Annotated in this window: 15 protein-coding genes; 3 read left to right on the top strand and 12 right to left on the bottom strand. The window is 74.1% G+C overall.

Features of this window, described 5'->3' with window-relative positions; all coding sequences use genetic code 11:
- Positions 1 to 20: 20 nt before the first annotated feature.
- From OG440_RS17740 to OG440_RS17715, 6 genes are all read right to left on the bottom strand, one after another.
- Entirely contained in the window at positions 21 to 1979 is a 1959-nt protein-coding gene (locus OG440_RS17740) for a putative baseplate assembly protein (protein ID WP_406007798.1), read from the bottom strand.
- Positions 1979 to 2422, bottom strand: coding sequence for a GPW/gp25 family protein (locus OG440_RS17735; RefSeq protein WP_020132881.1), 444 nt, complete (start codon positions 2420 to 2422; stop codon positions 1979 to 1981). The genes OG440_RS17740 and OG440_RS17735 overlap by 1 nt, the downstream gene beginning before the upstream one ends.
- A gap of 49 nt (positions 2423 to 2471) precedes the next feature.
- Positions 2472 to 4373 carry a VgrG-related protein gene (locus OG440_RS17730; RefSeq protein WP_406007797.1) on the bottom strand — a complete coding sequence of 634 codons (1902 nt, stop codon included), beginning with the start codon at positions 4371 to 4373 and terminating at the stop codon, positions 2472 to 2474.
- A complete protein-coding gene (locus OG440_RS17725) occupies positions 4373 to 5098 on the bottom strand; it encodes a peptidase M23 (protein WP_362530467.1) in 726 nt (241 codons plus the stop codon). The genes OG440_RS17730 and OG440_RS17725 overlap by 1 nt, the downstream gene beginning before the upstream one ends.
- Before the next feature lie 50 nt (positions 5099 to 5148).
- A complete protein-coding gene (locus OG440_RS17720) occupies positions 5149 to 5574 on the bottom strand; it encodes a phage tail protein (RefSeq protein WP_020132884.1) in 426 nt (141 codons plus the stop codon).
- A 68-nt stretch (positions 5575 to 5642) separates the two neighbouring features.
- Positions 5643 to 6725, bottom strand: coding sequence for a hypothetical protein (locus OG440_RS17715; RefSeq protein ID WP_406007796.1), 1083 nt, complete (start codon positions 6723 to 6725; stop codon positions 5643 to 5645).
- 1999 nt (positions 6726 to 8724) lie between these two features.
- On the opposite strand from OG440_RS17715, the gene OG440_RS17710 reads away from it, so the two are divergent.
- The gene (locus OG440_RS17710) at positions 8725 to 9066 is read left to right on the top strand and encodes a hypothetical protein (protein WP_406007795.1); all 342 of its coding nucleotides are present in this window, start codon (positions 8725 to 8727) and stop codon (positions 9064 to 9066) included.
- Between the two features lie 407 nt (positions 9067 to 9473).
- On the opposite strand, the gene OG440_RS17705 is transcribed toward OG440_RS17710, so the two are convergent.
- The 4 genes from OG440_RS17705 to OG440_RS17690 all read right to left on the bottom strand — a co-directional run bounded on the left by OG440_RS17705 (position 9474) and on the right by OG440_RS17690 (position 12270).
- On the bottom strand, positions 9474 to 9632 hold the full coding sequence (locus tag OG440_RS17705) for a DUF6760 family protein (RefSeq protein WP_020132885.1): 159 nt from the start codon (positions 9630 to 9632) through the stop codon (positions 9474 to 9476).
- Positions 9629 to 10168, bottom strand: coding sequence for a hypothetical protein (locus tag OG440_RS17700; RefSeq protein ID WP_406007794.1), 540 nt, complete (start codon positions 10166 to 10168; stop codon positions 9629 to 9631). The genes OG440_RS17705 and OG440_RS17700 overlap by 4 nt, the downstream gene beginning before the upstream one ends.
- The gene (locus OG440_RS17695) at positions 10168 to 10611 is read right to left on the bottom strand and encodes a phage tail protein (protein WP_020132887.1); all 444 of its coding nucleotides are present in this window, start codon (positions 10609 to 10611) and stop codon (positions 10168 to 10170) included. Before OG440_RS17695 ends, OG440_RS17700 begins: the two co-directional genes overlap by 1 nt.
- A gap of 66 nt (positions 10612 to 10677) precedes the next feature.
- Positions 10678 to 12270: a phage tail sheath family protein gene (locus tag OG440_RS17690; RefSeq protein ID WP_406007793.1), complete on the bottom strand. Its 1593-nt coding sequence runs from the start codon at positions 12268 to 12270 to the stop codon at positions 10678 to 10680.
- Positions 12271 to 12581: 311 nt separating this feature from the next.
- Here OG440_RS17690 and OG440_RS17685 point away from each other — a divergent pair, with 311 nt between their 5' ends.
- Positions 12582 to 13991, top strand: a complete 1410-nt coding sequence (locus OG440_RS17685) for a hydrolase (RefSeq protein ID WP_406007792.1) — start codon at positions 12582 to 12584, stop codon at positions 13989 to 13991.
- A 109-nt stretch (positions 13992 to 14100) separates the two neighbouring features.
- Positions 14101 to 15480: a ricin-type beta-trefoil lectin domain protein gene (locus OG440_RS17680; protein WP_406007791.1), complete on the top strand. Its 1380-nt coding sequence runs from the start codon at positions 14101 to 14103 to the stop codon at positions 15478 to 15480.
- A gap of 84 nt (positions 15481 to 15564) precedes the next feature.
- On the opposite strand, the gene OG440_RS17675 is transcribed toward OG440_RS17680, so the two are convergent.
- Both OG440_RS17675 and OG440_RS17670 read right to left on the bottom strand, forming a co-directional pair.
- The gene (locus tag OG440_RS17675; protein ID WP_406007790.1) at positions 15565 to 17766 is read right to left on the bottom strand and encodes an ATP-binding protein; all 2202 of its coding nucleotides are present in this window, start codon (positions 17764 to 17766) and stop codon (positions 15565 to 15567) included.
- Positions 17763 to 18434: a DUF4255 domain-containing protein gene (locus OG440_RS17670; protein WP_406007789.1), complete on the bottom strand. Its 672-nt coding sequence runs from the start codon at positions 18432 to 18434 to the stop codon at positions 17763 to 17765. The genes OG440_RS17675 and OG440_RS17670 overlap by 4 nt, the downstream gene beginning before the upstream one ends.
- Positions 18435 to 18461 lie beyond the last annotated feature (27 nt).

Genomic DNA, 18461 nt, shown 5'->3' with positions numbered 1-18461 from the left:
CTTCCGTGCGTTCGCGCCGCTCATGCGCCGTCCCCGATCACGCGCACCCGGTGGTCGTAGGAGAACACCAGGGCCGGGGCCGCCAGGTCGATGCGGTCGGTCGCCTCGCCGCGCTTGCCCGTCAGCGGGTCGGCGGGGTGCAGCATCACCTGGTCGACCAGCTCCACCCCCGGAACGCGTTGCAGGACGGCGAAGACCTCGCCCGACTGCACCGGGCGGCCGAAGGGCCAGCCCTTGCCGTCCGCGCCGCCGATCAGCGGGTCGAGATGCCGGTAGAGGGCGTCGTGGGCCTGCCGGCGGACGCGGTCGGTGTCGACGCCCCGGAACGCGTGGACCGTCGCCACCACCGTCACCCCCTGGTAGTACGGCGGGCCGACGGCCAGCCTGGTGCCGATCAGGCGGCGCTCGTCGAGATGGCGGGTGATGCGGTCCAGCAGGGAGTCCCCGGGCACCAGTTGCTCGAAGCGGAGCCGTCCGCCGGGATCCGGTACGGCCTGCGGGACCACCAGCACCCGCACCGCGTAGGAGCCGTGCTCGTCGGGCTGTCCTTCCAGGCAGGTGATGCGGGCGGTCTCGGGCGCGGCACGGCGGGCGAGTTCCTCGTAGTCGCGCAGGGTCACGGCCCGCTCCTGGGCGCGCAGGGTGATCGGCGCGCGGAGTTTCGCCTCCTCCACCGTCTCGCCGTCGACGCCGCCGCGCGCGGCCTCCCGGTTGACGACCTCCGAGACGTACGGGACGGAGGTGCGCAGGACCTGGACCGCGCCCCTGGCCACGTTGCCGGCGCGGCCGCCGCCGGTGCGGTAGCGGCGGGCTCGGATGACCGAGCCCTTGGGGGCGACGGCGCCGTACTGGCGGAGGGTGCCGTCGGGTTCGCGGACGGACGGGCCGAAGGCGATCTCGCCGGTGGCCGCGTCGAGGGTGACGTGGCGGTCGTCGGGGCCGGAGGCGGCGAAGTGCGGGACGACCTGCCAGTCGGACCAGCCCTCGTGCTCGGCGGTCTGGAGCAGCAGCGGCGGGTCGTCGCCGACGACGGGCGCGTGCGCGAGGGCGAGGTGCTGGCCGGGCAGACCCGTGGACTCGCCGAGGGCCTCGTCGTAGACGGTCTCGGCGTGCACGGCGGGGGCGGTGCCGCCGACCGTGAACACCTCGGCCGAGCGCACGGTCGGCGAGGTCGTGTAGAACGGCTGGCCGGGGAGGGGCTCGGTGACGCGGCAGCGCAGCCAGCCGGCCTCCTGGCCGCCGGAGCGGGACAGGACGTGGGCGCCGGTGATGTGCAGGACGACCTCGCCGGGGCGGTTGAGGCCGCCGGTGCCGTCGCGGTCGATCTCGCACTCCTGCCAGCCGTCCTCGGTCCACGCCTCCCAGACCAGCGGCGGCTGGCGCGGGTCGACGCCGACGCCGTCGACGCGGCTGTCCAGTTCCAGGACCACCGCGCAGTGCGGGACGGCCGCGCTCAGGCCGAACAGCATGCAGTCGCCGGGCTGCGGCGCCTCGGCGAAGCAGAGCAGGTCCTTGCCCTCGGTGAGGTCGCTGGTCCGGTCGGTGACCGGCTCGCCCCGGTGCTGCACCACGAGGTGGCTCAACCGGCTGGGCACGACGTCGAGTTCGCGTTCCGTCGCGAAGACGACCGCTTCCTCGCTCTCCGTGCGGACCGTCGCCACCTCGGTGCCCACCGGCAGGAGCACCGGCTCGTCCTGCGGCGCGGACAGCCAGAAGGTGACCTCGGTGCGGGCGGCGGACGGCGGGAAGAGGCGGATGCCGACCAGGTCCAGGAAGGCGAGGTGGTTCTTGTCGGGGACGCGGTTGAGGCGGTAGACGATCTGGTCGGCCATGTGGGCGACCGTCTCGACGAGCGTCACGCCCGGGTCGGAGACGTTGTGGTCGGTCCACTCCGGTGCGCGCTGCTGGATGTAGCGCTTGGCGTCGTCGACGAACTGCTGGAAACGGCGGTCGTCCAGGTTCGGGGAGGGCAGGGCCATCAGCGGTCGCTTTCGGAAGCCGTACCGGACGGACCGGGAAGACCCGGCTCGTCATGGGACGGAATGACGTAGAAGGGGAAGACGAGACTGCGCGGATTGTTGGTGCCGCGGATCGCGTACTGGACGTCGATGAACAGCACGCCCTGTTCGGCGCCGGCGGTGACCTCGACGTCGGTGACCTCGATGCGCGGCTCCCAGCGGTCCAGGCTGGTGTACACCTCGTGCTGGATCCGCCCGGCGGTCGCCTCGTTGACCGGGGCGAAGACCAGGTCGTGGATGGCGCAGCCGTACTCCGGGCGCATCGGGCGTTCGCCCGGCGCGGTGGCGAGGATCAGCCGGATGGCCTCCTCGATCTCGCGCTCCCCGCTGACCAGGGCGATGCCCCCGGTCGGGCCGATGCGGAGCGGGAACGCCCAGCCCGATCCGACGAATTGCTCGGCCATCAGAGGGCCACCTGCCTTCTTCTGAAACTCTGGAAGAACTGTCTGGCTGTCACGGCAGCGGGTACGGCTTGCTGTTGACCATCACCACGCCCTGGAGCATGAGGGTGGCGGCCCTGATGCCCACGTTGGCGGTTGCGTTGACCTGGACGGTGGCGCCCGAGCTGACGATCGCGGCGCCGAGCGACTTGAGGCTGAGCAGACCGGCCGAGTCCACGGACAGCACCCCCGCCATCGACTTCACGTTGACCGAGCTGCCGCGGATGGTGAGGAGGGCGCCGCTCTTGATGGTGAGGTTGCGGCGGGCGCTCAGCGTGAGGTCGGTGCCGGCCTCGACCGACACCGCCCGGCTGCCCTTGATGCTGACCGTGCCCTTGCTGTCGATGGTGATCTCGGTCTTCGTCCGGTCCAGGTTGATGACGAGCCTGTCGTCGCCGGACGTCACCCGCACGCCCTGCTTCCGGCCGCCGGTCGTCTGGCTGAGCAGGTCGACGCGGTTGCCGTCCCGGTCGGACAGGGTGTGGCGGACGGCACGGCGGCGCGCCCCGTCGTGCAGGGGCACGTCCTTGACCGGGGTCGGCTTGTCCTTGCCGTTGTAGAGGCCGCCGATGACGTACGGGTGGTCGAGGGCGCCCCGGTCGAAGGCGACCAGCACCTCGTCGCCGACGTCCAGCGGGAAGATGGACCCGCCGGCCTTGCCGCCCCACTGCACGACCCGCGTCCAGTCGCTGATGTAGGTGTCGTCGAGCCAGGGGAACTGGAGCTTCACCCGGCCCTGCTTGAGAGGGTCCTGCACGTCGGTGACCAGGGCGTTGGTGGTGCCGGGGAGGTTCAGCCCGTTGGTGCCGCCACCGCCGGAGGAGAGCCCGTACAGGGACCGCCACTGCCGTCCGCTGACCGTGACCCAGGCCTCGTAGTGCTTGCCGTCGCCGAAGACGTGCCGTACGGAGGTGGCGGTGTACTTGCCCTCGAAGGGAGCGCCGACGTCCGCGAGGGTGACGGGCAGCCCGGGGCGGAGCTTCGGCGTGCCGCGCGCGATGACCTCCAGCTCGGCGAAGGAGCCGGTGACGTCGTCGGCCAGGGCCTCGGCGGCGAACTTCACCTCCGACTGGCGGTCGTACGGCGTCTGCGCGTCGACCAGCTTGGCCGGCTTGAACTTGGCGGCGGCCTCACCGGGGGTCGTGCCGATGCTGATGCCGGCGTTGGTCTTGGCGGGCGCGGTCGCGGTGAGCTTCTTCTTCGTCGTCACGTCCCAGCCGCGCGCCTCGACGGTCGCGACCTGCTCGGCGGCGGTGACGGCGGCCCGCAGCCGGAGGATGTCGGTGCCGGCCTCCAGGACGAACGGGCTCTTGTCGCCGGGGGTGGAGGTGGGCGGCGCACCGGACGCCGGGTCGGGCTTGACGAACTGGAACTTGCCCTTGGCGTCCACCGACATGACCATCTCGTTCTCGTCGGCCAGCCGGGCGAGGAAGTCCCAGTCGGTGACGTTGGCCTGGCTGATGAACTCGTAGACGGTCTTGGTGGACTGGATCTTCCCGACCGGGACGCCGTCCTGGGCGGCCAGTTTGCGCGCGATGTCGGAGGCGCTCTGGTTGCGGTAGGCGGCGACGCGGCGCTGGCGCATCAGCCGGTGCCCGAAGTCGTAGCCGCGGATGACGGTGAAGGTGCCGGTGCCGTCGTAGTCCGCCTCCAGACCGCAGACCTCACCGGTGAGAAGCGGGTCGGAGGCGCCCTTGCCGTCGGCGATCGGGGCGAGGACGACGGGGGTGCCGAACCTGACGCCCAGCTTGCCCAGGACCTGCCGGCCGGGGTCGCGGAAGGTGAGCCGGAACGCGGCCGGCACCCCGAGCCCCTGGTCGACCCAGCCGTCGACGAGGAGCGGCGCGATGTCGACGGGGAGGGGGCCGCCACCGAGGGTGACCTGGATGACGCTGGAGAACGCGGACTGGACCACTAGTGGCGCACCTCCTCGGCGGAGGGCAGCACGAGCTCGATGCCGGTCGGCAGGCGGGAGGGGTCGTCGATGCCGTTGGCCTCGGCGATGGACCGCCAGGCGGAGGCGTCACCGTACTCGCGCCAGGCCAGCGACTGGAGGGAGTCACCGGCGACGACCCGGTGCACGCGCTGCGCGGTCAGGGCGCCGGAGGTCGGGTTCTGGCCCTTCGTCTTGCTGGGGATCTCGTTCAGGCGCACCTGGCAGGTGGCGCGGATCGGGACGCCGGTCGTGCCGAAGAGCGAGTACGTGACGTCGATGCTGCTGACGTAGGCGGTGAAACGGGCCGTGGAGAAGGAACCCCACTGGAACACCACCCACGGCGGCGAGGGCTGCTTGGCGGCGATGCTCTTGGTGGTGACCTCGCAGCACTCCAGCAGCGACTCGACCTTCTTCAGGACGGTGTTGCTGCCGGGCTGGTCCGAGGTGTCGAGGAAGATCTCGACGGTCATCTCGCGGGGCTCCGGGCCCATGAACTCCGGTACGGAGCCGTCCCGGACGGCCGCCGTCGGGGTGACCTTCCACTGGGCCCGGCGGCCGAGCTGGAGCTGTGCCGGGTTGAAGTCGAACCCGAAGGATTTGATCAGCCCGCCGGGGGTCGTGCTCGTGCCCACCGGCGGTTCGTGGATCGCGAGGGTGGCACGGACCAGGCTCTTGCCGGCGCCGCCTTTGCTTCCCTTGGCCATGGCTTGTACTCCCTGCCTAGTCCTGGCTGTTCCCGTCCCGGTCCCGCCGCTCAGTCCGTGAAGCCGTGGTGGGTGATCTCCAGGACCTCCGTGGCCACCCCCGGGCTGTCCGGACTGAGGGACGGCCCCTGCCAGCTGACCGGCAGTACGTCGATGAGCCCCCACCGGGCGACCTCCGAACCGTCCGCGCGCAGCGCCGCGATCTGCGCGGTCGGCCGGGTCACCCCCGTGGTGACCGACGAGATCCACTTGGCGACCTTGGTGGTGTCCGGGGTGAGGGGACGGGTCAGCCGGATCGTGGAGAACGTGACCCGGGAGGGCAGCTGCCAGACGAAGCCGTTGTTGCCGCCCTCCTGGCGGTGCTCGATCTCCACCTGGGACGAGAGCCCCTCACACCCGTTGAAGAACCCGAGGCTCTCGCCGTCGATGGTCAGGGTGAAGAAGATGGTGGAGCCCGGGTCGAGATCGGAGGGCATCGGGGCCTGGCCTTTCCGTGAGAGGGGGCGTCGGGAACGCCGGAGGTCGGTGGCGGGTCGGTGGCGGGTCAGTGACGGGGGTCGCGGAGTCTGCCGATGCGCTCACGGTCGAGCCGCAGTTCGGTGCGCAGCAGCCGGGTGATGCGGCCGGTCAGGCGGTGCGTCAGCTCGTCGAGCTGGAAGTCGGTGAGCGCGCGGGGATCGAACCCGGGATGCGCCCGCGCGGGGGCGGGAGCCGGGTCGCCCGCGTCCCGGCTGGCGCCGGACGCCGTTCCGGCGGCGGCGCGCGTGGGGGGCGGCGGGGCGGTACGCCGCTGGACCACCGGGGTGGGTGGCGCGGGAGGCGCGGGCAGCGGCCGGGGGGCGGGTGCCGGGACCGGCACGGACGCCGGCTTCGGGAGAGGCGACGCCTGCCCCGACGGCACGGGCGGTGCGGCGGGGCGTACGGGGGCGGGCAGCGCTCGGCGCTGTACGGCGGGGGCCGGCGGGGCCGAGGGCATGGGCGTGGGCATGGGCATGGACGAGGGCATGTCCGCAGGCAGGGGCGAGGGCGAGGGAGTGGGCGGAAGGCCGGACGTGGGGTACGGGCGGGCCACGGGCCGGCCCACGGCCGCGCCGGGCGCGGTACGGCGCAACGGCACGGGCGCGTTGACGGCGCGGCGCTGCACGGGCGCCGGGGACGCCGGAAGCCCGCCGGTGACGGAGACGGATGCGGAGGCGGGCTGTGCGGGGTGGTGCTGTCCGGCCGTCGCAGGGGGACGGACCGTAGGGGGGAGGGCACCCGCGGGGGCGCTGGGGGCGGTGAGCTGCGGCAGCGGGGCCGGACGATGCGTCGGTGTGCCGGTGCCGGTGCTGATGCCGTGGGTGGACGCGGACGGGGCTGAAGACAACGGGAGTTCGGCGGTGCCGGACGTGCCGGTGCTGCGCTGTACGACGGGGGGCGTGAACGGGGGCAGCGCCGAGGAGACGGCTTCGGGACCGGCCCCCGCACGGGAGGAGCCGCCCCGGGACGCGACGGGAATGCCGCTCGAAGCGTTCAGCGGAGCGGCGTGGGCGGGGCGGGCGGAGAGAGGGGCACCCAGCGCGGGCCGCGCGGACGCCGGGCGCGAGGGCTGCGCGGTGGCCTCGACCGGCAGGGCGGCGCGCTGCACGGGAGCGCCGAGAGGGGTGGCGCGCCGAGGCGGGGGAAGCGGCTCGCTCCGTACGACCGGGTTGCCGGCGGCGGGGGCGGACGCGGCGGCGGGTGACGTGTCGAGGGGGGGCGGCGTCGCGGGAGGCGTCGGCGACGCTGCGGTCGGGCCGAGCGGCGTCGCCGGATGCGGTCGGCCCGTAGGCAGGCTCGTGGGCGCGCCGAGGCCCGCGCGACGCCGGGAGGCGGGCGCACCGGAGGCGGCCCGCTGAACGCTCGTCGCGGAGGGGGGCGCGGGTGCGGCTACCGGCGTGGGCGCGGGAACGGAACCCGTGGTCGGCGCCGGGGAGTTCGTGGCAGAGCGTGCCGGAAGCGCGGGCCCGGCCTGCGTCGGCACCGCACCGCTCGCATCGGCCCGCGCGGGCGGGGCGACCGGGACGGGGGCTGATACGTCACGCCGCCCTGGCCCGTCGGTGGATGCCGTACGAGGACCGCCGGGCGTGGGCGCGGAGGTCGCCGTCGGCCGGGAGGGCGTCGAGGCCGGTGCCGGTGTTGTCGACGTCGCGGCGCGTTGCACGGGGGAGGGGGAGACGCGTGCGGGGCCTGACCGGGGGCCGGTGGCCGAGGCCGGTGCCGTCGCGGCGCGCTGCCCGCTCGGGGTCGACGCACGGTCACCACCGTGCGCGGACGCGGTGGGACGGGCCGCCGGGGCGGACCCCGAACCGGCGGCGCCCCTCGACCCCGCACCGGAACCGGGAACGGAAACCGGGTGGGGTGCCGCCTGTGTCGCGGCGCGCTGCACGCTCGGGGCCGACGGGCGGTCGCTGCCGTGCGTGGACGCGGTGGGGCGGGCCGCCGGGGCGGATCCCGAACCGGCGGCCACGCTCGAATCGGAACCCGAACGGGAACCGGCAGCCGAACCGGGATGGGGCGTCGCGGCGCGCTGCACGCTCGGGGTCGACGGGCGGCCACCGTCGCGCGAGGACGCGATGGGCCCTGACGTCGGGGCGGGGGCGGTCGCGGCGCGTTGCACCTGGGGGGCCGGCGTACGACCACCGTCACCGGAGGCCGAGCCGACCCGTGTGGCGGAACCGGAATCAGCACCGGAACCACGGGGCGCCGACGACCCGGTGGGGGCGTCGGCGGGAGGAGGGCTGCTCGCGTCGGCGGCGGGGCGGCTGCTCACGGGGACCGGCGCGGCCGCGCCCGGACGCGGGGTGCTCGGGGCGGCCGTCGTGGCGGCGGACGGACCCGGCGTGGACGTCGGCGACCCGCCACGTTCCGCGCCGACCGGCCGAGCAGCGGCGGGGCCGCTGCCCGGGGAGCGCATGCCGGTGCCCCCGGGAGACCCGCCGGGGGAGGCGGACGGTGCCGTACGCGCGGGAACGGCACGCTGCACACTGTGTCCGGTGCTCGCCGAAGGAGACGCGGTGCCGGCGGCGCCGGCCGTCGGAGTCGCCGCCCCCGCAGCACCCGGGGACGCCGAACCAGCGGACGGGGCAGTCGACTTGGCCGACGAGGGCAGCGCCGAGCCGGTCGGTACGGCAGGCGTGCCCCCACTCACCGCCGGCGGACCGGAGATCGCCGACCGACCGGGACCCGCCGGACCGGAGACCGTCGGACCCGATACCGCCGGACCGGCGTCACCGGTGCCCGGCACCGCGCGCTGTACTCGCACCGGGACGCCACCGGGCGCCGAACCCCCGTGCGGGGGCATCGCTCGCCGGAGCCCGACGGGCGGGAGCGCTGCTGCCGTACGGGAGTTCCCGGAAGGGGCGCCGCTTCCCGCCGCCGGTGCACTCGGGGCAGCGGCCGGCCGCGGACCCGGCGCGGGTTCCTTGCCGGTCGCCGCGCCTCCGCCGTCGGTGCCCGCATCCCGGCCGGCCGCCTGAGCCGATCCGCTGCCCGAGGACGAGGACGAGGACGGGGACGAGGACGGGGCCGGGGCGGGTGCCGCGGCCGGGGCCGGGGACGCGGACACCGGCCGGGCGGGCAGGCTGCGCCGCTGTACCGGCGCCGACTTGGACCTCGTCAACGGGACCGGGCCCGTCGAAGGGGTCGGGCCGGCCGGGGACACCCGGATGCCCCGCGCCGGGAAGGCGGCGGGAGCGGACGGTTCCGCCGGTCGGGACGGCACCACGGGCACCGCCGCGGGGACCGGCGCCGTGGGCGGCGCGGAGGCCGCCGGATTCGGATACGCGGGAGCCGCCGACCCGGACGGGCGCGCTACCGCACCCGAAGCCGTGGCCCCGGAAGGACTCGTGGCACCCGAACGACCCGTGACGCCCGGACCGGCCGTGGAGCCTGGACCGGCCGGGGTCGGGCGGGGCGCGATCGCCGGGGACGCGGGAACCGCGCGCTGAAGGGGCGTCGGCCGGGGCGGCGCGGCCACCCGCTCGGGTTCGGCGACCGGTGGAGCCGCCCGCAGGCTGCTCATCAGGCCGCCCGGTGCCGCGTCCAGTACCGCGCGGAAGCCGGTGCCGGTGAAGGAGGGGTTCTGCCAGGTGGCCAGCCGCCCGCCGAAACCGGCGTCCGCGACGCCCGAGGGCGCGCCGGCCGCCGCCCGCTGGATGGGCGGAAGCTTCGGCCAGCCGGCCGCGACGACGCGTGGCACCGCACCGGCGTCGCTCACCGCGGCGGTACCGCCGCGGCTCGCGTCCGGCGCACCGGTGCCGGTGCCGCCGTCGGCAGCGGTGGCCGGTGACACGCCCGACCCGTCCACGCGGCCGCTGCCGCGGCCACCCCGGAAGCGTTCCAGGAACCCCATGCGTCAGCCCTCCGCCCCGCCCCGGGTCACCAGGGACGCGATCTGGTCGGCGTAGCGGCGCCGGTCGTGGTGTTCCAGGTCGAGGATCTCGTCCTGGCCCCAGTGGAAGTGGTAGGCGACGTACGCGATCTCCTCGTGCAGCCGGTCGGTCGCGTACGTCACGATTCCCCCAGGCGGCTCCCGCCGAGTTCCACCTCGAAGGGCTCCGAGCAATGGGGGCACTGCACCGAGGCGCGGGTGTGCCCCTCGGCGTTGACCTGGCGGTAGAAGTCCTGGAGGAACGCCAGGTCGGAGGCGAACATGTTCTCCACGACGCCGTCGTGGACCAGCGGCAGGCTGCCGAGCCGGGTGATGACCCGGCCCAGCAGCACGACCGACAGGTACGCCGGGTTCTCCTGGACGCGGATGTCGCGGAGCGGGACCAGTTCGTCCCGCGCCGTCGCCAGCCGCATCACGCCGTCGCGGTGGACCGTGCCCGCCTCGTCGACGTAACCGCGCGGCAGTTCGAAGGGGAACTCCGTCTGGAGCCGGTACGGCGCCGGCGCCGGGGCGGTGGCTCCCCCCGGCGCGGCGAACGCGGACCCGGACCCGGAACCGGGCCCGGAGACGGACGGGGATGCGGACTCGGGCACGGCGGTGGCCGGGAGCGCCTCCTGCGGCTCCCCGCCCGCCGCCGCCCGGACAGCCGTGCGCCGCATTACTCGATGACCAGTTCTTCGAACGTGATCGTCACGGTCTCGGTCAGCGCGGAGGCCTCGCCGGCCTTCACCGAGCTGGTGTCGATCTTGCTGCACCAGGCGTTGCGCATGTTGTACCGCTTGACCGGGTTGTTCTGGTAGTCCATCACCATGATCGTGGCGTTCTTGCGGGCGGTGCCCATCACGCCGTTGATCGACTCGGTGATCCACTGGTTGAACGCCGCGGACTGCGTCATACCGCGCACGACCGTGCAGGTGCCCGCCTTCTTCACACCGGGCAGCTTCTTGGTGACGGGCTTGCCCTGCGCGGAGACCTGCTGGTACTCGATGACGTCCTGTTCGAGGCTGAGGCCGCTGACCTCGGCGAGGTACTCGACCATCACGCCGTCGATCTGGAGGCCGAAATTGTGTGAAGTGAGGGCGTCACCCGGCTGGAGACTCATCTGGCTTTCCTTCTAGGTGTGGTGCGGAGGGCGATTCGAGGGCGGAGCGGAAGGCCTGCTCCGGGCCTACTCCTCCAGCTCTCCGTTGCCGCTGGAGAACTGGGCCAGCCGGAAGATCACGAACTCGGCGGGCTTGACCGGCGCGATGCCGATCTCGCAGATCACGCGGCCGAGGTCCACCGACTCCGGCGGGTTGGACTCCTCGTCACACTTGACGTAGAACGCCTCTTCGGGGCGGGCGCCGAACAGTGCGCCCCCGCGCCACTCGTTGACGAGGAACGCCGAGACGTTGCGCCGGATCCGGGCCCACAGGGCGTGGTCGTTCGGCTCGAACACCACCCACTGGGTGCCGATCAGGATCGACTCCTCCAGGTAGTTGAAGTACCGGCGGACGTTCAGGTAGCGCCAGGCCGGGTCGGAGGAGAGGGTGCGGGCGCCCCAGATGCGGATGCCCCGGCCCGGGAACGCCCGGATGCAGTTCACGCCGATCGGGTTCAGCAGGTCCTGCTCGCCCCGGGTGATCTGGATCTCCAGGTCCACCGCGCCGCGCACGACCTCGTTCGCGGGGGCCTTGTGGACACCGCGCTCGGAGTCGTTGCGGGCCCACACGCCGGCCACGTGGCCGCTCGGCGGGATCAGCCGGGCCTTGCCTGCGGACGGGTCGAAGGACTTGATCCACGGGTAGTACAGGGCGGCGTACTTGGAGTCGTAGCCGGCCGTCTCCTGCCGCCACACCCGGATCTGACGGGCGTTCAGGCCGGGCGGCGGGTCGATGATGGCGACGCGGTCGCCCATCAGCTCGCAGTGCGCGATCAGGCCCAGCTGGACGGCCTTGACCGACTCCAGGTCGATCGCGCCGCGCTGGTAGGCGGCCATCAGGTCGGGCACCGCGACCATGGACACCTCGTCGACGGCCTCCAGGCCGCCGAAGCCGGTGCGGTCGGAGCTGTCGCCCAGGTACTGCGCGGGGCCGACGGGCTGCGCCGCCTCGACCGCGCCGGCCGGCGAGCCGGCGGGCGGCGCGACCAGCGCGACCGTCTGGTTGTCCGGGCGGGCCAGCTGCGCGGCGGGCGCGGCCTCGGCCACGGTGATGAGCTTGGAGCGCTCCTTGACCTGGGTGACGACGTAGGAGCGGTTGCCCTTCTTCGCCGACACGTCGAACGTCTCGACGGCCTTGTCGCCGTCCTTGACGATCAGCTTGAAGCGTTCGGCGGGGCCCTCGCCCTCGGCGTCCGCGACCTCCACGCTCAGCGGGCCGCCGTTCTCGCCCGGCGCCACGGCCGTCACGGTGAACGTGCCGAGCTGCTTGGGCTCACCGGCCGGCAGGGCGGCGGGCGCGGCGCCGGAACCGGTCACCGCGGCGGGCGACGCGGCGTCTCCGGCGGCACCCGCCGGGGAACCGCCGACGCGGACGACGTACGCCGCCGAGCCGCCGTTGTTGAAGAAGCCGTAGACGGAGTGCGCCAGGTAGTAGCCGTCGGTGAAGTCACCGAACGCGGCCACGTACTGGGTCCAGTTGGTCACCAGCGTCGACTCGTTGAGGGGGCCGGTCGGGGCGAGCCCGACGAAGGCCGCCACCGAGGTGCCCACCCCTTCGATCGGGCGGGAGCCGCTGGCCACCTCCTCGACGTATACGCCGGGCGACAGGTAGGACGGCATGCTGTGCTCTCCTCGGGGTACGCGTCAGGACGTCTTTCACCGTCACGCGCGAAGCGCGTCCATCGAAACGGCTTCCGGTGCATGGTCCGGGGCACGGCTGTTGCCCTCGGGGGCAGCACAGGACGCCGTGACCCGCCCGCGTCGCCCCCGCCGCCGCCGCTGCGACGGGATCCCCGGCGCGCGCACGGGCCGGACCCGGCGGCGGCGCCGGTCGTGAGGTCCCCTCGGGCAGCCGGTCGCGGCCCGTCGGGGCACGCACCCTGCCCCGTCGCCTCTGACGCCGCCCGCCGTCCTCCCCGTAGCGTCGGCGCGTGAGCCTGTGGACTTCCCTCGAACCCGCCTCCGTCACCGTCGACCCCGGCAGCCGGGCGACCGTCCGGCTGCGGGTGCGCAACACCGGTGACGTCGTCGACGAGTACCGCTTCGAACCGGTGGGCGCGGTGGCGCCCTGGACGGTGGTGGAGCCGCAGACGCTGCGCCTCTTCCCCGGGACGACGGGCACGGTCGAGCTGACCTTCACCCCGCCGCGCACCCCGGACGCGGCGGCCGGCCCGAACCCCTACGCGGTGCGCATCACGCCGACCGAGCATCCGGAGGCGGTGACCGTCCCCGAGGGCAACCTGACGATCACGCCGTTCACCGAGGTGCGGGCCGAACTGGTGCCGCCGACGGTGAAGGGCCGGTTCAAGGGGCGGCCGCGCCTCGCGATCGACAACATCGGCAACACCAAGCTCACCGCCTCGCTGAGCGGCAGTGACAACGGTGACCGGCTTTCGTACGAGCTCCAGCCGGCCAATGTGCAGATCGAGCCGGGACGCGCGGTGTTCGTGAACACGACGCTGCGCCCGCGCCAGATCATCTGGTTCGGCTCGAAGGAGGAGCAGCGCTACAGCCTGGCCGTGCGCCGGTCGGGCGCGCAGGCGCTGGAGGTGGAGGGCACCTTCGTGCAGCGCGGGTTCCTGCCGCGCTGGCTGGCGACGGCCCTCAGTCTGACGCTGGCTCTGGCGATCGCGTTCGTCATGATCTGGCTGGCGTACAAGCCGCGCGTCGTCACGAGCGCCAACGAGAAGCTCGCGGAGGCCGGTGTCAGCACCCTGGCGCCCAGCCCCTCGGCCGAGCCCAGCGCCCCGGCCCTGGTACCCACGCCGACCGCGCCCGCCGTGGTCGAGGCCCCCGCCGTCACCCCGACCCCGCAGAGCGGCGGCGGCGGGGACGGCGGCGGCAGCGAGTCGAAGGCCCCCGCGAAGCCCAAGCAGGAGACGGCGGCCGACGCCGTGAACAAGCTCGCGGCACGCAGCGACGGGCGGCACATCTGCTACCGCGCCTACATCGAGGACAAGGGCTGGCAGGACCCGGTCTGCGACGGCGCGATCGCCGGCACGACCGGCAAGAACCTGGCCATCAAGGCCCTCAACATCGCCACCGCGCGGACGGGCGGTGTGACGGGCAACGCCGCCCATGTGGACGGCGGTTGGCTGACCGGCGACAAGTGGTCGAAGGCGACCGACGGCGTCAACATGTGGATGGGCTCCAGCAAGCCGGCGGTCGCCGTGATGGAAGGGTTCACGATCAAGACCCTCGAGGGTTCCGTCTGCCAGAACGCGCACGTCAAGGACCGTGGCTGGCTGGGCAACGGCTGCACCAAGGCGGCCGACTGGATCTACGGCGGCAGTCCCATGGAACAGAAGCTCCAGCTGGAGGCGGTCCGTTTCACGGTCTGACGCGCGGTCCGCGACCGTGCGCGGGGGCACCGGCGCTCGTCCCTTTCGGGCAGCGGCAGTGCCCCACGGCCTCCTGACGGGCCCTCGTCGCGCGGCATAGCGTCGACAGGTGACTCTGTGGACTTCTCTGGAACCGGCCGCGGCGACCGTGGATCCCGGCGGCACTACGACCGTACGGCTGCGGGTGCGCAACACCGGTGACGTCGTCGACGAGTACCGCTTCGAGGCGGTGGGCGCGGTGGCGCCCTGGACGGTGGTGGAGCCGCAGATCCTGCGGTTGTACCCGGGGACGACGGGCACGGTCGAGCTGACCTTCGCCCCGCCGCGCACCCCGGACGCGGCGGCCGGCCCGAACCCCTACGCGGTGCGCATCACGCCGACCGAGCATCCGGAGGCGGTGACCGTCCCGGAGGGGAATCTGACGATCACGCCGTTCACCGAGGTGCGGGCCGAACTGGTGCCGCCGACGGTGAAGGGCCGGTTCCGGGGGCGGCCGCGCCTCGCGATCGACAACATCGGCAACACCCGCCTGACGGCGTCCGTCTCGGGCACCGACATGGGCGACCACCTCGGCTACGAGTTCCGGCCGGCCAATGTGCAGGTCGAGCCGGGACGGGCGGTGTTCGTCGACACGACGCTGCGCCCCCGTCAGATCATCTGGTTCGGCTCCAAGGAACTGCGCCCGTACGCGCTGAGCGTGCAGCGGTCGGGCGCGGTGCCGCTCTCAGTGGACGGCACGTTCGTGCAGCGCGGGTTCCTGCCGCGCTGGCTGGCGACGGCCCTCAGCCTCACGGTGGCCCTGGCGATCGCGTTCGTGATGATCTGGCTCGCGTACAAGCCGCAGGTCACCACCAGTGCCGCCGAGAAGCTCGCGGAGGCCGGCAGTACCGCGTTGCCCAGCCCGTCGGTGTCGGCGCCGTCCGCGCCGAAGGCGGACGCCTCCGCCGCACCGCTGCCCGAGCAGCAGACGCCCTCCGCTCCGGCCGCGGAGGAGGACGACGGCGGCGGCTCCGGATCCACCGGCTCCTCGGGGTCGGGCAGCGGCGGCGGGAGCGGGTCCGGCGGTTCGGGCGGCACGAAGACGACGGCCCCGGTGCCCGGCGCCGTGATCATCGGCCAGGCCTCGGACCGGTGCATCGACATCACCGACGCCCAGAACGGCAAGGGCAAGGACGGCACCCCGCTCCAGCTGTGGGACTGCGCCGGGTCGGCGAATCAGAAGTGGGTGTTCAAGAGCGACGGCACGGTGCGCGCGCTCGGCCTGTGCATGGACGTCGCCTGGGGGTCGAAGGACGACGGCGCGGTCATCCAGGTGGCGAACTGCTCCGGCAACCCCGCCCAGCAGTGGGTGCTGAGCCAGTACGGCGACCTGGTCAACCCGCAGGCCGACAAGTGCATCGACGCCAAGGACAACGGCACCGGCAACGGCACCAGGCTCCAGCTGTGGACGTGCTCGGGGACGCCCAACCAGAAGTGGCGCGCGGAGTAGCCCCGGCGGGTGGGTGAGCCCCGCCCGGGGCTCGCCGGCCCGGGCTCACGGGTAGGGGCTCACCGGCCGAAGCTCACCGGTCGGTCACCAGTTGGCTTCGCCCGGCACCAGGCGGCCCGCCTTGCGGTACTCGCGGCGGGCCCCCTCCAGCAGGTCGCCGTCGCCGACCCGCTCGTCGCGCCCGGCGGCGAGGTAGGCGGCGGTGACGACCGCGCTGCGGATCGAACCGCCGGCCAGTTCGAAGTCCTTGGCCAGCGGCCCGGGATCGACGTCGGCGGCGCACGGCACGTGACGCAGCCCGTGCCGCCACAGCGCGAGCCGTTGTCCGGCGTCGGGGAACGGGAAGTCGACCACCAGGTCCAGGCGCCGGGTGAACGCCTCGTCGATGTTGGCGCGCAGGTTGGTGGTGAGCAGCGCGATGCCGTCGAAGGACTCCAGCCGCTGGAGCAGGTAGGCGCTCTCCATGTTGGCGTACTTGTCGTGCGCGTCCTTGACCTCCGACCGCTTCCCGAAGACGGCGTCGGCCTCGTCGAAGAGCAGCACGGCGTCGGTGCGGTCGGCCTCGGAGAAGATGCGCTCCAGGTTCTTCTCGGTCTCGCCGACGTACTTGTCGACGACCGAGGAGAGCTGGACGACGTACATGTCGAGGCCGAGTTCGGCGGCGACGACCTCGGCGGAGAGTGTCTTGCCGGTGCCGGACTCGCCCGCGAACAGGCCGAGCACCCCGCGGCCGCGCCCGCCGCCCGCGCTGAGCCGCCAGTCGCCCAGCACCCGGTCGCGGTGCCGGGCACGCAGGGCGAGTTCGCGCAGCTGGGTCAACGGCCGCTCGGGCAGCACGAGGTCCTCCCAGCCGACGTCCGGCCGGATCCGCCGCGCGTGCCGCTCCAGCCCGGACGCCGACTGCTGCCGTGCGGCCAGCCGCACATGGTCGGCGGTCAGCGGGCCGCCCTCGAATGCGGCCAGGACGGAGGCGGCCCGTGCGGCCCGGGCGACCCGCTCGCCGCCGAGCCGGTAGGGGGCGACGGTGGCGGCGAGGTCGAAGTCGGGGGCGGTGGCGGGGGCGTCGGCGGAGTCCAGCACGGCGGCCCAGGCGGCCGTGCCTCCCGCCCGGCGGCGTGGTGCCTCCAGGACCAGCGGGTCGTGCGTGGACCAGTGCGGGTCGTAGGGGCGCGGGTCCGTGAGGAGGACGGTGACGTCGGGTGCGTCGGCCAGCGCGGCGATCAGCGGCCCCGGCTGGTCCGGCAGCCCGGACAGCACGATCGCCCGGCCGCCGAGCCGGGCCTCGCGCAGCAGGCCGGGCACGCGGTCGTCGGGTCCGGTGAAGCGGAGGGCGCCGACTCCGGCGGCGCGCAGGGCCGACGTGATCGCGGCGAGGCCGTCGCCCTCGCGGTGCTCGCGCAGATAGGCGGTGAGCGGACCACCCTCCCGTATCCGGTGCGCCAGCCGCCGGACGAAGGTCTCGTCGTCGGCGGGCAGCGGCGGGGGCAGCGGGTGCAGGTGTCCGTGCAGGGCGGCGTCCGGGGTGTCGTCGCCGAGCAGGTGGGCGAGCACCCGGTCCGGCACGCGCAACGAGCGGGATAGGAAGGGCCGTTCGGGTTCCTCGACGTCCAGCAGCCCGTAGGCGCGCAGGGGCGCCGAGGAGTGGAAGCGGGCGCGGGCGGCGGCCCGGTGGGCGGGCGCCCCGCACAGTTCGAGGGCGAGCCCCACGGTGGCCCGCCGCCTGCTCACGTCGTCGTTGAGATAGCCGTAGAGCGGCTCGAAGGCGCGGTCCAGATCGGGCGCGAGGGCGATGAGGAGGATCGCGGCGTCGAGCTCGGTGAGCCGGAGCCGGGTGGCGAGCGCGGCGAGCGGGTCGGCACCGGCGGAGTCGCCGGGTGCCGGGCCGTCGGCCGCGGGGCCGCCGGCCGCGGGGTCGGCCGGTGCGGCGCCGGAGTGGGTGACGTCGGCGGGGGCGGCGGCGATGTGGTCGGCGGTGGAGTGCGGGCCGTCGGGAGGTGTGCCGGGTCCGCCGTCGAGCAGGTGGCGTACCGCTTCCTCGGAGAGGTACAGGCCGCGCAGCGGATCGGCGGCCGTGGGATCGACGGCCGCCCGCCGGTCGACGAGCGCGGCGACCCGGTCGCGCAGCGCGCCGAGCCGGACGAGCAGTCCGGCGGCCTCGCCCCGCGGAGCCCGCGCACCGGTCGCGGCCGTCCGGTGTTCGGCCGGGGCGGGTGCGTCACCGACGGCGGCGGGAACCGCGGCGTCCCGGGTCTCGAGGGCGTCGGGCCCGGTGTACGCGCCGCTCACCGCTGGTCCGGGCGACGGGCGGCCTCGCGGGCCTCGCGGGCCGCGGCCACCTGGTGCGGCCGGTGGGCGCGTTCGCCGGACTCCGGGGGGTCGCCGTCCATCCCGCGCAGGCGGACCGCCGCGCCCTCCGTGACCGGCGGCCCGGCGTCGTACTCGGGGTATGCCGGGAAGGGCGCCGTCACCACCAGGTCCAGGGACGGCTTGAGCTCACCGCCCAGGGCGGACCAGATCTCGGCGAGGGAACGCGACTCGGTCTGGATGCCGGCCACCGTCACCGGCATCGCCAGGCCCAACGCACCGAGCGAGCCGGGCAGTTCGGCGGCCGTCAGGATCTCGCGCGGCAGCAGTGTCGCCAACACGGCCGACAGCAGGCGGTGTTCGTCCTGCGGGGTCCGCGTCCAGGCGGTCACCAGATACGACAGCCGGAACCAGCGCGGCGGTTGACGCCGCTTCACTACGACGTCCCGCTCGTCCCGCACCGCCACCTGGCCGCGCTGCCGGCGGGCCACGTCCTCACGGATGTCGTACAAGTAGGTGTTGATCACCGGGGCGTTGCGCCGCGCGGCCCAGTCCCGGGTCGGCGCCTCGAAGGAGACGTCGATGCCGGAGCCCGCCAGCGCGCCGCTCCCGAGCAGCTCTTTGAGGACCTCGTCCACCTCGTGGATCACCGTCGTGCTCCTCAACTTGCCTTGCCG

Origin of the sequence: Streptomyces sp. NBC_00637 (assembly GCF_045161545.1) — a bacterium.
In the GTDB taxonomy this organism is placed as follows: domain Bacteria; phylum Actinomycetota; class Actinomycetes; order Streptomycetales; family Streptomycetaceae; genus Streptomyces.
Note: the sequence above shows the minus strand (reverse complement) of the source record. Positions and strands in the feature narration are given on the sequence as shown.